Source organism: Thalassotalea psychrophila, from assembly GCF_031583595.1.
GTDB classification, from domain to species: domain Bacteria; phylum Pseudomonadota; class Gammaproteobacteria; order Enterobacterales; family Alteromonadaceae; genus Thalassotalea_A; species Thalassotalea_A psychrophila.
Genome location: NZ_CP134145.1, coordinates 3,704,761 through 3,718,010, shown reverse-complemented (window position 1 = coordinate 3,718,010; position 13,250 = coordinate 3,704,761). Strand labels below are relative to the sequence as shown.

The 13,250-nt window shown below is 38.5% G+C and carries 14 protein-coding genes; 10 read left to right on the top strand and 4 right to left on the bottom strand.

What is annotated here, in order from left to right; translation table 11 throughout:
• Positions 1-60: 60 nt before the first annotated feature.
• The 3 genes from RGQ13_RS15345 to ygfZ all read right to left on the bottom strand — a co-directional run bounded on the left by RGQ13_RS15345 (position 61) and on the right by ygfZ (position 3,298).
• Positions 61-1,521 (bottom strand): amidohydrolase family protein, encoded by a 1,461-nt coding sequence (locus RGQ13_RS15345; protein WP_348390619.1) that lies wholly within the window; start codon positions 1,519-1,521, stop codon positions 61-63.
• 263 nt (positions 1,522-1,784) lie between these two features.
• A complete protein-coding gene (locus RGQ13_RS15340; RefSeq protein ID WP_348390618.1) occupies positions 1,785-2,273 on the bottom strand; it encodes an FKBP-type peptidyl-prolyl cis-trans isomerase in 489 nt (162 codons plus the stop codon).
• 32 nt (positions 2,274-2,305) lie between these two features.
• A complete protein-coding gene (ygfZ, locus tag RGQ13_RS15335) occupies positions 2,306-3,298 on the bottom strand; it encodes a tRNA-modifying protein YgfZ (RefSeq protein ID WP_348390617.1) in 993 nt (330 codons plus the stop codon).
• Positions 3,299-3,455: 157 nt separating this feature from the next.
• Here ygfZ and RGQ13_RS15330 point away from each other — a divergent pair, with 157 nt between their 5' ends.
• Together RGQ13_RS15330 and RGQ13_RS15325 are read left to right on the top strand one after the other, a co-directional pair.
• Positions 3,456-3,707, top strand: a complete 252-nt coding sequence (locus RGQ13_RS15330; protein WP_348390616.1) for an FAD assembly factor SdhE — start codon at positions 3,456-3,458, stop codon at positions 3,705-3,707.
• Complete coding sequence (locus tag RGQ13_RS15325; RefSeq protein WP_348390615.1) at positions 3,607-4,146, top strand: protein YgfX; 540 nt, start codon at positions 3,607-3,609, stop codon at positions 4,144-4,146. The genes RGQ13_RS15330 and RGQ13_RS15325 overlap by 101 nt, the downstream gene beginning before the upstream one ends.
• On the opposite strand, the gene nadB is transcribed toward RGQ13_RS15325, so the two are convergent.
• Entirely contained in the window at positions 4,143-5,765 is a 1,623-nt protein-coding gene (gene nadB / locus RGQ13_RS15320) for an L-aspartate oxidase (protein ID WP_348390614.1), read from the bottom strand. The two genes, RGQ13_RS15325 and nadB, sit on opposite strands and share 4 nt — an antisense overlap.
• A 256-nt stretch (positions 5,766-6,021) precedes the next feature.
• On the opposite strand from nadB, the gene rpoE reads away from it, so the two are divergent.
• The 8 genes from rpoE to era all read left to right on the top strand — a co-directional run bounded on the left by rpoE (position 6,022) and on the right by era (position 13,228).
• Positions 6,022-6,600, top strand: a complete 579-nt coding sequence (rpoE, locus tag RGQ13_RS15315; RefSeq protein ID WP_348390613.1) for an RNA polymerase sigma factor RpoE — start codon at positions 6,022-6,024, stop codon at positions 6,598-6,600.
• Between the two features lie 60 nt (positions 6,601-6,660).
• Positions 6,661-7,251, top strand: a complete 591-nt coding sequence (locus tag RGQ13_RS15310) for a sigma-E factor negative regulatory protein (protein WP_348390612.1) — start codon at positions 6,661-6,663, stop codon at positions 7,249-7,251.
• Between the two features lie 5 nt (positions 7,252-7,256).
• Entirely contained in the window at positions 7,257-8,264 is a 1,008-nt protein-coding gene (locus RGQ13_RS15305) for a MucB/RseB C-terminal domain-containing protein (protein WP_348390611.1), read from the top strand.
• A gap of 8 nt (positions 8,265-8,272) precedes the next feature.
• The gene (locus RGQ13_RS15300; protein ID WP_348390610.1) at positions 8,273-8,746 is read left to right on the top strand and encodes a SoxR reducing system RseC family protein; all 474 of its coding nucleotides are present in this window, start codon (positions 8,273-8,275) and stop codon (positions 8,744-8,746) included.
• Between the two features lie 149 nt (positions 8,747-8,895).
• Positions 8,896-10,686 (top strand): translation elongation factor 4, encoded by a 1,791-nt coding sequence (lepA, locus tag RGQ13_RS15295; RefSeq protein ID WP_348390609.1) that lies wholly within the window; start codon positions 8,896-8,898, stop codon positions 10,684-10,686.
• A 9-nt stretch (positions 10,687-10,695) separates the two neighbouring features.
• On the top strand, positions 10,696-11,616 hold the full coding sequence (gene lepB, locus RGQ13_RS15290; protein ID WP_348390608.1) for a signal peptidase I: 921 nt from the start codon (positions 10,696-10,698) through the stop codon (positions 11,614-11,616).
• Positions 11,617-12,300, top strand: coding sequence for a ribonuclease III (rnc, locus tag RGQ13_RS15285; RefSeq protein WP_348390607.1), 684 nt, complete (start codon positions 11,617-11,619; stop codon positions 12,298-12,300).
• Positions 12,290-13,228, top strand: coding sequence for a GTPase Era (gene era / locus RGQ13_RS15280; RefSeq protein WP_348390606.1), 939 nt, complete (start codon positions 12,290-12,292; stop codon positions 13,226-13,228). Before rnc ends, era begins: the two co-directional genes overlap by 11 nt.
• The last annotated feature ends 22 nt before the right edge of the window (positions 13,229-13,250 follow it).

The following is a 13,250-nucleotide window of genomic DNA, read 5'->3' as shown; positions in this document are numbered from 1 at the left end:
GCACAAAACAGCCATAGAAGATCCCAATCAATTTACCCACAACACGTTCAATGAGATCACTCATCTCGCCTTCGCTCGTAGCGGTTGAATATTGAGCTCCCAATCCTCGTGTTCGCCTGGTCCTGCAGGCCCTATTTTTCCTTGCGCCGACAATAGTAAAGTTTTTGGATCGTGAACCACTCCGTCCTTCACTACTAGCCGAATATCCCGTGTCGCCTTAATATCGTCCAAAGGGTTCCCCCTGACCACAATCAGATCGGCAAGCTTTCCAGATTCAATTGAGCCGAGTTTGTCGGAAACACCTAGCGCGCTAGCTCCATTAATGGTCGCAGCTTTTAAAACTGCAACAGGAGATAAACCAGCGTAAGTCATGGCTAGTAATTCTCGATGATAGGCAAAGCCAGGTAAAAGATTGGTGTACACAGGCTCATCGGTGCCAATAACCAGAAGGTTCTCACCACCCTCTTTATAAAGCGACATGAGCTCAACTATTCTTTGAGCAAATTCTTTCTCATCTGACTCTGGCTCGGGAGGACCACGCTGTTCAAGTAGAGATTGAGCATAGGGAGTAAAATATTTTGCTTCATCAGTCCAGACCATTTCCGCGAGATGGTCACGACGCAAATTGATGCCACCATACATCTGCAAATTAGCACCATAATACACCTGATGCTTGATCATTAGATTAACCATTTCATCCGTTTCCGCACTTCTTGGATCGTCAGTTCCAAGGGCGAGGGTAAGCTGATGCTCAATGCGATCAATACCCATCATTATGGCATCACGTGTAGATACATCATATTCGACGTCGTAATTACCTAGGTGCCCAGCCGTTGTCATGCCATTTTTATGTGCTTGTTCAATAAGAATTTTTGCTTCGCTAGGTGTCGCCTGTTTTATTTTGATACTGACGACACCTTGTTGGGCCCATTTGTCGACTTCGTTTCGAATTTCATTTTCTGAGATATCATTAGGCCAGGCTATACATTCATCACTGGCCACCTTTACTTGATACTCACAGCGAAAGGCACCGAAATAGGGACCGGATACAAACAAGCGGGGCCCGATGGCATCGCCAGCCTCAATAAGATCCCGTTGAGCAATAACACGTTCAGGGTAAAACTCACCCGCTGACCAAGTAGAAGTCACGCCATTAGCCAGAAAGATAATACCGTTATGAACAACTTCCTCTACGCGTCCATTATCTACCAGATCCAAGTTGTAATGGGCATGCAAATCAATCAGCCCTGGTAGGATTGTTTCTGACTCGGATAACTCAATAACCCTGGCATACGAAATATTCTGTTGCTCTGCGGAAACATCAAGGCCGACGATTTTGCCATCTTGAATAACGATGCCGCTATTGCGTCTTCGGGTGTTGCTTACTCCGTCAAACAGCCAGCCACCACGGATAAGGACAGGTCCTGTTTCCGTTTCAGTCGCTTGAGCGAGAGTCGCTAAGGGGGAAAAGCCAATCAGAAGTGCGATCGCATAAATAACAAGTCGGATTGCATGCTGCATGTTTTCTCCAAAGCTAACGCTGATAAAGTGAGGTTAAAATTCACTTTACATGGATGTAGCTGGATGACAATTACCCTAACGTGTTAGTTTTTCTATGAATTTTATGGGGAAGTTGGATTTTCAACTAAACAATAAAAGTTGAAATTAGTCGGGAATGAGTATTTATATTTTTCGATGTAGGGTTTAGTTACAAAAAAGCGCTAAGTATATCGTCATATACTTAGCGCTCATTTATTTTATTAATGTCACACTACTAAGAACAATTAATGGTCGTGACCACAGCCACCTTCAGCATGTACATGGCCGTGAGCAATCTCTTCTTCTGTTGCATCACGTACTTCTAAAATTTCTACATCAAACTTTAAGTCGATGCCTGCAAGAGGGTGGTTACCATCTACAGTAATTTCGTCATCTTCCATGCCAATAACAATAACTGTTTGTTCACCATCATCAGTTTGAGCACGAAGTTGCATGCCAACATCTAAATCGTCGATGCCTTGGAATAATGATTTTGGAACAGTTTGTACGTATTCGTCATGGCGGTTGCCGTAAGCATTTTCTGCATCTACATCAACAATAAACTTATCGCCTACTGCTTTATCATTTAATTCTGTTTCTAAACCTGGGATTAAAAAACCAGCACCTTGGATAAAGGCTAAAGGTTTTGAATCGTGAGAGCTGTCGATTAATGTTTCTTCGCTATCCATTACTGCGTAATGCATTACTACAACTTTGTTGTTCGCTATTTTCATAAAATGTCCTGACTGTATTTAAATGTTAATTTCTAAGATTCTTCAAGTATTGAATAAGGTAATGTCATTAAGTTAAACTTAATGCCATTGTGATGCTTTAAACGCAAATTTGCATCTTGCTCGGTATCATTTGCAAGCACAGCTTGTATATAAATGGTGCCGTCATCTGCTTCGTAGTGACTAATAATATCACCACCTTTACGCCAATTTTCACCTATTTGCTTTTCTAAAGCTGAATCATCATTGATCCCAGCCTCATCTTGCCATTTTGCTTCACCTTCGCTTTTAAGGATAAATAATGCTTTTTTATTTCGTCCTAAATATTTCATTCGAGCTACGGTTTCTTGGCCAAGGTAGCAGCCTTTAGTAAAGCTTATGCCATTAACAAATTGTAAATTCAACATTTGCGGTACGTATTCACCAACGGAGCTTTCATTCATATGAACAAAACCTGATTGGATTTCTAGCAATGTCCACAACGCGCTTGGAAATAGATCTATTGTTAGTGAGTCAACCATTTTATTAATGGTCGTTGTTGAGGCTACAACTAAGTATCTATTAGTTGTTCCACCTATATAAATAACAGACACTTCATTATGAGTTATGACGGGAGTAAAAGAGTCGGGAACTGCGTTAAAGTTTTTTTGAATAAACTCCACGCCTTTACTACCTGTTAATGCCATAAAGCTTAAATCATCAGCTTCGCTGATATCAACTTTGGCAAACACACCAAATTTTTGCAGCTCTTTCATTGAGCTTGCCAATGATCCTTTGCTTTGGATGAGTAAACGGCGATCAGAATGATTAATTAATCGAAATGCTGAATACATTTTACCTTTAGCATCGCAATGCCCACCTACCAGTAACTTAGTAATAGGTAACTGTGTCGTATCGCATGTTAGCTGGCCTTGTAGATATTTATCTGCTTCATCACCAGTAACAGATATGGCGCTGATATTATCAACAATAACGGCAAAGCTTTCTGGCAGTTGTTCAATATTGGGAAGAGATGTTTGAAGATTCATAAGGTTCTACTATTGTTTAGTTAGTATCTAAATAGGGGTTATATAACTTGATTTCAAGGTATAGATATAAATTATAGAGTATTTGTAGCTAGTCAGCAGGTTTTTGAAAAGCTACAATAGCGCTATAAATAACTCTCTTTTAAATACTGGATGGAAAATGTCGTTATCCGAGAATAAACCTAGATTACGTTGGGCTTGTCGTCGTGGCATGCTAGAGCTAGATGTATTATTTATGCCGTTTGTCGAAGAGGCATGGGATGATTTGACTAAACAGCAAAAACAAGACTTTGATCGTTTACTTGAATGTGATGATCCTGAGTTATTTGCTTGGTTTATGGGTCACGAGGAATGCAAGGATGAAGCCCTCAGCGCAATGGTGCAAATTATACTCACAAGAGTCAAAGTATAATTTTATCTTACAAAATTCTACATTAGTAAAACAAGTCCCGTACTACCTAGCGGGGCTGATGTTTTTCATCTGCTTTATTATTTTAGCTTATTTTGGCTTACATCTTAGCCACCAAACTATTTTTCTCTGCTCGGCAGTTACAGCATTTTTTACCCTTTGTTTATGTTGGCATTTAAAGTTTAATACTTTAATGACAAGAGCATTTTTCATTAGTAATGATGGCATATTAACCTTGGCTGCAAATAAAAAATATCTGGTAACACAAGGTAGTCTGGTATTCAGCTTTGGCTGTGCTCTGAAGTTAACAGAAATAAAGCCAAAAACGCTAAATCAACACCAAGAAAATAAACCGTTGAATAAGTTTATTTTCAAAGATGAACTAAACGATGAAGGCTATCGACGCTTGTGTCGAATTGTTTTGAGATACAAAAAAGACTAAGCTTCAGGATTAAATGTTTTAGCTGCTTTATTAGAAGGTTTAAGAACTGTAGGACCTGAATTATCAAGCAACTCTGGATAATCTAAAGTGTAATGTAAGCCACGGCTTTCTTTGCGCTCCATTGCACATAATATCATTAATTCAGCTACTTGGACTAAGTTTCGTAGTTCAAGCAAGTTATTGCTCACTCTAAAGTGGCGATAATATTCTTGTATTTCAGCCTGTAATAGTTGAACTCGAGAAAGTGCTCTTTCTAATCGTTTAGTAGTGCGTACAATACCAACATAATCCCACATAAATAATCGTAATTCATGCCAATTATGCTGAATGACAACTTCTTCATCAGAATTAGAAACTCGGCTTTCATCCCACGCAGGTATGCGTTTTATTTTTTGTTTACTATCTAGGTTTTCTTTAATGTGGTCTGCTGCAGCTCGAGCAAAAACAATACATTCTAATAATGAGTTGCTGGCCATTCTGTTTGCACCATGTAAACCTGTATAACTAACCTCACCTATTGCGTATAAATTGTTAACATCAGTTTTACCATGCTCATTTACCATAACTCCACCACAAGTATAGTGCGCAGCAGGCACAACAGGTAAGGGCTCTTTGGTCATATCAAAGCCAAACTTTCTGGTTTTTTCATAAATTGTAGGAAAGTGGCTTTTAATAAAATCGCTATCTTTATGACTAATATCTAAAAACATGCAATCGGCGCCTAGACGCTTCATTTCAAAATCTATCGCTCTAGCAACCACATCTCGAGGTGCAAGCTCGGCACGTTCATCAAATTCAGGCATGAACCTACTGCCATCAGGGCGTCTTAATATTGCCCCTTCGCCGCGTAATGCTTCGGTAATTAAGAATGTTCCGGCTTTTGGATGGAATAAACACGTTGGATGGAACTGATTAAACTCCATATTGGCAACACGACAACCTGCTCGCCAAGCCATTGCAATACCATCGCCACTGGCAATATCAGGGTTAGAAGTATATTGATAAACTTTACTGGCCCCACCGGTTGCTAAAATAGTTTTTTGAGCGTGAATTGCTTCAACCTTTTCACTATTTCGGTTCCATATGTAGGCGCCTATGCATTGCTTTATACCAGCTATATTACTATTGATTAAATCAACCGCGTTGGAGCGCTCGAAAACTCTTATTCGAGAATGGCGTTTTACTTTTTCCGCTAATGTTAACTGTACAGATTTTCCGGTAGCATCTGCAGCATGTAAAATTCTACGATGGCTATGACCACCTTCACGAGTTAAGTGATAATGCGAGTCACCATTACTGTCTTGTTCTTGGTCAAAGTCGACACCTTGAGAGATCAACCATTGCATAGACGCTTTGGCATTTTGTGCGGTAAAGCGTACAACTTCTTCATCACAAATACCGTTCCCAGCAATTAATGTGTCAGACACATGTGAATCTATGGAATCATTTTCATCAAATACTGCTGCTATGCCACCTTGGGCATAATAAGTAGAACCTTCATTAATAGGTCCTTTACTCAACAGAATAACATCAGCATTGGCTGCAAGTTTTAATGCTAAGGTTAAACCGGCAGCACCACTGCCAATGATCAGAACGTCACAGTTATGTTGTTGATTCATAGATTGGTTTTTTGTATTGGTCTTGTTAAAGATTGAATTTTAACTTACTTTAAAGGGAATTGGCAAAAATAGGCTGAAATATTAGCTTAATGATGGAAATATCAGCAAAAATGTTGTTTTTTTAGTTTTTTTTCATCTTTATGCGAACTTTTTACAAAACACTCAGTCCTAATTGATGTGTTTGCCTGAGCTGGAACAAACATTGAGATAAGTTTTTAACCAAATAGTATTTGGTTTTTTAGGAGTAACGGCTCAGATGAGCGAACAGAATGTAGACCAATTGTTGGTTCAACAGGTACAAAATGGCGATAAAAATGCGTTTAACCTGTTAGTAAAGAAGTACCAGCAGAAGGTAATGAATCTGGTATCGCGCTATGTAAAAAATCAGGCGGATGTAGCCGATGTTACTCAGGAAGCGTTTATTAAAGCGTATCGAGCGTTAGGAAACTTCCGTGGTGACAGTGCATTTTATACTTGGCTATACCGAATTGCGGTAAATACAGCAAAAAATCATTTAATGGCAGGTTCTAGAAAGCCACCAGGAAGTGATATAGATGTTGAAGAAGCTGAATTTTACGATAGTGGCGAGGCATTACGAGAGAATGCATCACCAGAAAAATTATTGTTAACTGATGAAATTCGTCAGCTAATTTTTAAAACCATAGAGCAGCTGCCAGAAGAATTGCGAACAGCAATTAATTTGCGAGAGTTAGATGGTTTAAGCTATGAAGAAATAGCTAATGTAATGGATTGCCCGGTAGGTACCGTACGTTCTCGAATATTTAGAGCACGAGATGCGGTAGATAAAAAAATAAAACCTCTATTACAAAACTAGGTTAGCTATTTTTGTTGAATTTAGGTTAATGTATAACAGCGCTATCAATGAGTACTATTTATGAATGAAAATAAGTTTGAATCACTATCTGCATTACTTGATAACGATAATGTTGAACAAGCATTATTAGATGAAGTATCGCATGATGACAAACTAAGTGAGACTTGGAGCCGATATCATTTAATTGGTGATATTATGCGTGGCGATAGTAGCGACTTTATCGACCGTGATTTAAGTGAAAATATTGCTGTGGCGATAGCGGCAGAGCCTACTGTACTAGCTCCGATTGCTCGTCCAACAGTAACACAACGGGTTAAAGCGAAAGTCATTCAAATGTCTAGACCGGTAGGACAATTTGCTATTGCAGCATCTGCAGCAGGATTAATGGTTCTTGGTGTACAACAAGCTAATATTTCTGATGAAGGGCAAGTGGTTCCTACTCAAGTTTGGCAGCCATTACCAATGGGCGGTATTGCAGATCCGGTAAGCTATAATTATTCAACCCAAAGTTTGCCGACACAAAAGCAATCAACTGTAGAACGTCATCAGCGTTTACAAGCATTATTAGCTGATCACAATATGCAAATTAAACTGCAATCACAAGTTGAGAGTGAACGCGCTGAAGAATTAGCTGAAACCCAACCTGAATAGAATTAATGAAATTATTTACAAACTTATTTTTACTGGCGTTATTTTCAACGCCAGTTTTGTCTCAAGAGGCTGAGTCAGCCTTATCTACAGATGCCAAACCTGCCGAAATAAATGCTGCTGTACCTGAGAAGGTGCAACCTCCAACTGCATTACAATGGTTACAACGATTAGCACATTCAATGAAGACGTTAAATTTTGATACGTCTTTTGTGGTTGTTCGAAATAATAGAGCTGAGCCATACCGTTGGTTACACGGTATTGAAAATAATCAGGAACTTGAACTTATTACCTTATTAAATGGTCCTCGTAAAGAAGCCATTAGAATCGATAATGTAGTCAGTTATTTTGAATCGGATCACTCGCCATACTCAGTGGACAATAATAGTATTAGTGGTCCTATTCCTGCTGCACTATTTGGTAATATTGAAAAGTTACAATTAACTTATGATTTTATTGGTGTTGGCAAGAGCCGTATTTTGGGCAGACCTGCTCAATTAGTGCGTCTTGAAAGTAAAGATAAACAGCGCTTCGGTTATTGGCTTTGGTTAGATATTGAAAGTGGTTTATTACTGAAGGCAGCAGTAATTTCTCGTGAGGGTGAGTTATTAGAACAAATTCAATTTACTCATTTGATGATTACACAACAATCTAATGATATTTTGAAACAAATCACTGGTGCTAAGCTGCCTGAATCGCATATGTTGAATACTGATGAAGTTAAACTTCCTTGGCAAGTTAACTGGTTACCTGAGGGCTTCGAATTAGTAAAAACCAGCAAAAGAAAAATACAAAAAGTTGCAGGTCAAGTAGAGTCAATAATGTATAACGATGGCTTAGTTGATGTTTCAGTTTACGTTATTGCCAGTGATGAACCTCCAAGGCAACCTTCTGTTAATCAAACTGGTGCAACTGTGTTATTATCGAGCTTACGCGAGGGCTATGAAATTACTGTAGTAGGGCAAGTGCCTGCGAAAACGGCAGCAAATATTGCTCAATCAATTAGCTTTAACTGAGCATTTAAATGATAGAAGAAACTGCCACCGTGGTTGCGGTAGATGGCAACCAAGTTACTGTAAAAAGTACAATAAAGTCTACTTGCCATAGCTGCAATCAACAAGATGATTGTGGCAGTGGTCAAATCGCTAAAGCTATCCCTCACAAAGCACTAACGACTCGTTTTGAAAATTCTACTACTCAGTTGAAAGTAGGCGACGAAGTAGTTATTGGTCTATCAGAACGAAGTATTATTAGCAGTGCCTTACAAGTTTATATGTTGCCATTGTTTACACTGATACTATTTGCAGCAATTGGGCAATTTATTCTAGTTGAACAACAACAGATGCATGAATTTTTTGCTTTAGTCTTAGCTATTTTAGGTGGTTACTTAGGGCACTTATTTGCTAAGTTTTTACAAGCGAAACAGCAAACTCAATACAATTTACAACCCAAATTACTGCGTAAGTGCAGTGCTGTAATCATCTCTAAACCTCTGTAGACATGATAATTTAAACCTTTGAAACATAATTTAACTGTTTTAATGCTGAATTATGTTTAAAAAGGCAACTAAAGATAGCGACAGTCGTCGAAATTAGCTAAAATCACGGCATTATTATTTAAATTTAATTATCAGTATTTAAGCTCTTTATGAAGCATATTCGAAATTTCTCTATTATTGCCCACATCGATCACGGTAAATCAACATTATCGGACCGATTAATTCAACATTGTGGCGGTCTTTCTGATCGCGAAATGCAAGCCCAAGTTTTAGATTCTATGGATCTTGAAAAAGAGCGTGGCATAACCATCAAGGCACAAAGTGTAACCTTAGATTATAAAGCCAGAGATGGTGAAACCTATCAACTTAACTTTATCGATACCCCCGGTCATGTAGATTTTTCTTATGAAGTCTCTCGTTCATTGGCATCATGTGAAGGTGCTTTGTTAGTAGTTGATGCAGGCCAGGGCGTTGAAGCTCAAACGTTAGCAAACTGCTATACGGCTCTTGATATGGATTTAGAAGTAGTTCCAATTTTAAATAAAATTGATTTACCGCAAGCTGACCCTGAACGAGTAGCTGAAGAAATTGAAGATATTATCGGTATTGATGCAACAGATGCCGTGCAATGTTCAGCTAAAACAGGCATTGGCATTGAAGAAGTATTAGAAAGCATTGTTGCTAATATTCCACCGCCAGTTGGTAATCCAGATGATAAACTACAAGCGATAATTGTTGATTCATGGTTTGATAACTACCAAGGCGTAGTTTCGTTAGTGCGTGTAATGCATGGTGAAATTCGCAAAGGCGATAAGATGACTGTTATGTCTACCGGACAAAGCCATCAAATTGATAAAGTAGGGATTTTCTCTCCTAAGCAAACAGAAACCGGTGTTTTAAAAACTGGTGAAGTAGGTTTTATTATTGCCGGCATTAAAGAAATTCACGGTGCTCCTGTAGGTGATACATTAACACTTACACGCAACCCTTCAGAGAGTGCATTACCAGGCTTTAAAAAAGTTACTCCACAAGTTTACGCGGGTATATTCCCAATCAGCTCTGATGATTTTGAAAACTTCCGTGATGCATTAAATAAACTCAGCTTGAATGATGCTTCATTATTTTTTGAACCTGAAAGTTCGGGGGCGTTAGGTTTTGGTTTTCGAGTTGGCTTTTTAGGAATGCTGCACATGGAAATTATTCAAGAGCGATTAGCTCGTGAATATGATCTAGATTTAATCGCTACAGCACCTACAGTAAATTATGAGGTTGCTTTAACCAATGGTACGGTTGTAACGATAGATAATCCCGGTGAATTACCAGCGGTGAATCAAATCGAAGAAATTAGAGAGCCTATTGTAGAAGCAAATATTTTGGTTCCACAAGAACATTTAGGTAATGTAATTACCTTATGTATTGAAAAACGTGGTGTGCAAAAGAATTTAACCTACCATGGTAACCAAGTTGCAGTGCATTATGAGCTACCAATGGCTGAAGTGGTCATGGACTTTTTCGATAAACTGAAATCAACCAGCCGTGGTTATGCGTCTTTAGATTATCAATTTATTCGTTTTGAAGCTTCTGATATGGTGCGCTGTGATGTCTTAATTAATGGCGATCGCGTTGATGCCTTAGCAATGATAACTCACCGTACGAATTCAGTTTCTCGTGGCCGTCAGTTAGTCGATAAGTTAAAAGAACTTATTCACCGTCAAATGTTTGACGTAGCAATTCAGGCGACAATTGGTAGCAACGTAATTGCCCGTACAACAGTTAAACAGTTGCGTAAAAACGTAACGGCTAAATGTTATGGTGGTGATATTTCACGTAAGAAGAAACTATTACAGAAACAAAAAGAAGGTAAAAAACGGATGAAGCAAGTGGGTAACGTTGAAGTACCACAAGAAGCGTTTTTAGCTGTGTTAAAACTAGGGAAGTAAATAGAACTTATGGCAATGTATTTTTCATTATTTTTAGTTATTATTACGATTGTAACTGGCGTAGTTTATTTTTTAGATAAGTTTGTTTATGCGCCTAAGCGACAGTTAAATCTAGAGGCGACACAAGAACAATGTGCCCAGCCTTTAGATGAAGTTGCTATTGAGAAAATTACCACGCCAAATGCTTGGATTGATACTTCAGTACAAGTATTCCCGGTTATCGCTTTTGTATTAATTTTACGTTCATTTATTTACGAACCGTTTCAAATACCATCAGGTTCTATGATGCCAACATTGCTTGATGGTGATTTTATTTTAGTTAACAAATTTAATTATGGTTTGCGTGAGCCTGTCGCTCGTAATAAATTTATAAATATAGGTTCGCCTGAACGTGGTGATGTGGTTGTTTTTAAATACCCTCTACAACCTGAAATTGACTATATTAAACGAGTAATTGGTTTACCCGGCGATAGAATTATTTACCGTAATAAATCTCTCTATATTCAGCAGAAATGTACAGATACCAGTGCTCCATGTCCTAAAATGGAGCAGGTATTAACCACGTTTAAACAAACGGGTGAATATCAGCAAATGGGCATGCCCTTAACGCGTTATGAGTCGGTAATGCCAAACAAAACTCATGAAATTCTGGTGAACAATAATACTTATCCGCAAAATCATCGTTTCTTCAATCAACCGGGCCTTAAAAAAGGTGAATGGTTAGTACCTGAAGGTGGATATTTAGTGATGGGGGATAACCGAGATAACAGTACTGATGGTCGCTTTTGGGGCTTCGTTCCAGAAGAAAACTTAGTTGGTGAAGCTGTTGCGATTTGGATGAGCTTTGATTTTGAACGTAAACAACAAGATTTTATACCTACTTGGGTTCCTTCTGGTGTTCGTTTATCACGTATAGGCGGAATTAATTAATTGTCTAAACCATTACACTTAAACCGCCTACAAAATAAGCTTGGCTATCAATTTAATAATGAACAATTACTTGTTCAGGCATTAACTCATCGTAGCGCAAAAGGTGATAATAATGAACGCTTGGAATTTCTCGGTGATTCTATATTAGGCTATGTAATAGCTCGAGTATTATTTGATAAATTTCCAACAGCCTCTGAAGGTGAACTTACCCGCATGCGCTCAACATTAGTGCGTGGCGTAACCCTTGCCGAAATTGGCCGAGATTTTGATTTAGGTGAATACTTAGTACTTGGTCCTGGTGAATTGAAAAGTGGTGGTTTTAGACGCGACTCTATTTTAGAAGATGCCATTGAAGCAATTATTGGCGCGGCATTTTTAGATTCAGACTTAAATACATCCAGAGCATTAGTATTATCTTGGTTTACAGAACGTTTAGATAAAATAAATCCAGATAAAAGCCAAAAGGATCCAAAAACCCGCTTACAAGAATACTTACAAGGGCGTAGGTTACCTTTACCTGTTTATGACGTAATTGAAACGACTGGCCAATCTCATAATCAGCAATTTACCATTAGCTGTGTGATCGAAACAGTCGCAGAAGCTATTATTAGTAAGGGTACGTCGCGTAGAAAAGCTGAACAAGCGGCGGCACAGCAAGCGTTGGAGCTACTTGATGTTAAATAAAGACGAATTTTTAAATGATGGCCAAAGTGATAATAACTGTGGTTTAGTAGCGCTAGTCGGCCGTCCTAATGTTGGAAAATCAACATTGTTAAATGCCTTATTAGGTCAAAAAATAAGTATTACTTCACGTAAACCACAAACCACGCGTCATCGTATTTTAGGTATTTTAACTGAAGGAACACGCCAAGCAGTTTTAGTTGATACTCCAGGATTACATACCGATGAAAAACGAGCTATTAATCGTTTAATGAATCGTGCAGCAAGTAGTTCAATTGCTGAAGTCGAGCTGATTGTCTTTTTAGTTGAAGGCACAAAGTGGACTGAAGATGATGAACTAGTGCTAAGTAAAATAAAACAGTCTGGCCGTCCGGCGATTTTAGCAGTAAATAAAATTGACAATGTTCAGGATAAAGAAGAGCTTTTACCACACCTACAAAAAATAGCAGCAATGCATGATTTTCAAGATATTGTACCGATCAGCGCGGTTAAAGGCGACAAAGTAGATAAAATTCGCGAACTATGTCTTTCTTCATTACCAGAAGGGGATTTTTGGTTTCCAGAAGATCATATAACCGATCGCTCATCACGTTTTATGGCGTCAGAAATTGTCCGTGAAAAGCTTATTCGCTTTACTGGTGATGAATTGCCTTATTCAACAACTGTTGAAATAGAACAATTCAAATCTGATCAAAAAGGTATTTTACATATCAATGCTTTGATCCTTGTTGAACGAAATTCTCAAAAGCGAATGGTCATAGGTAATAAGGGCGAAAAACTTAAAGTTATTGGCCGCGAAGCCCGTAAAGATATGGAAGCGTTATTTGACCGACAAGTGTTTTTAGAAACCTGGGTTAAAGTTAAATCTGGTTGGGCTGATGATGAGCGAGCATTACGCAGCTTAGGTTATGGTGATGACTACTCTGGCTAGTACTTAGTTAGATAGTATATAT

Bases quoted from the DNA above. Each gene is read 5' to 3' on its own strand.
- RGQ13_RS15345 (WP_348390619.1), bottom strand. From the start codon at position 1,521: ATGCAGCATGCAATCCGACTTGTTATTTATGCGATCGCACTTCTGATT.
- lepB (WP_348390608.1), top strand. From the start codon at position 10,696: ATGGCAATGTATTTTTCATTATTTTTAGTTATTATTACGATTGTAACT.
- RGQ13_RS15300 (WP_348390610.1), top strand. From the start codon at position 8,273: ATGATAGAAGAAACTGCCACCGTGGTTGCGGTAGATGGCAACCAAGTT.
- nadB (WP_348390614.1), bottom strand. From the start codon at position 5,765: ATGAATCAACAACATAACTGTGACGTTCTGATCATTGGCAGTGGTGCT.
- RGQ13_RS15330 (WP_348390616.1), top strand. From the start codon at position 3,456: ATGTCGTTATCCGAGAATAAACCTAGATTACGTTGGGCTTGTCGTCGT.
- RGQ13_RS15340 (WP_348390618.1), bottom strand. From the start codon at position 2,273: ATGAAAATAGCGAACAACAAAGTTGTAGTAATGCATTACGCAGTAATG.
- lepA (WP_348390609.1), top strand. From the start codon at position 8,896: ATGAAGCATATTCGAAATTTCTCTATTATTGCCCACATCGATCACGGT.
- ygfZ (WP_348390617.1), bottom strand. From the start codon at position 3,298: ATGAATCTTCAAACATCTCTTCCCAATATTGAACAACTGCCAGAAAGC.
- RGQ13_RS15305 (WP_348390611.1), top strand. From the start codon at position 7,257: ATGAAATTATTTACAAACTTATTTTTACTGGCGTTATTTTCAACGCCA.
- era (WP_348390606.1), top strand. From the start codon at position 12,290: ATGTTAAATAAAGACGAATTTTTAAATGATGGCCAAAGTGATAATAAC.
- RGQ13_RS15325 (WP_348390615.1), top strand. From the start codon at position 3,607: ATGATCCTGAGTTATTTGCTTGGTTTATGGGTCACGAGGAATGCAAGG.
- rpoE (WP_348390613.1), top strand. From the start codon at position 6,022: ATGAGCGAACAGAATGTAGACCAATTGTTGGTTCAACAGGTACAAAAT.
- RGQ13_RS15310 (WP_348390612.1), top strand. From the start codon at position 6,661: ATGAATGAAAATAAGTTTGAATCACTATCTGCATTACTTGATAACGAT.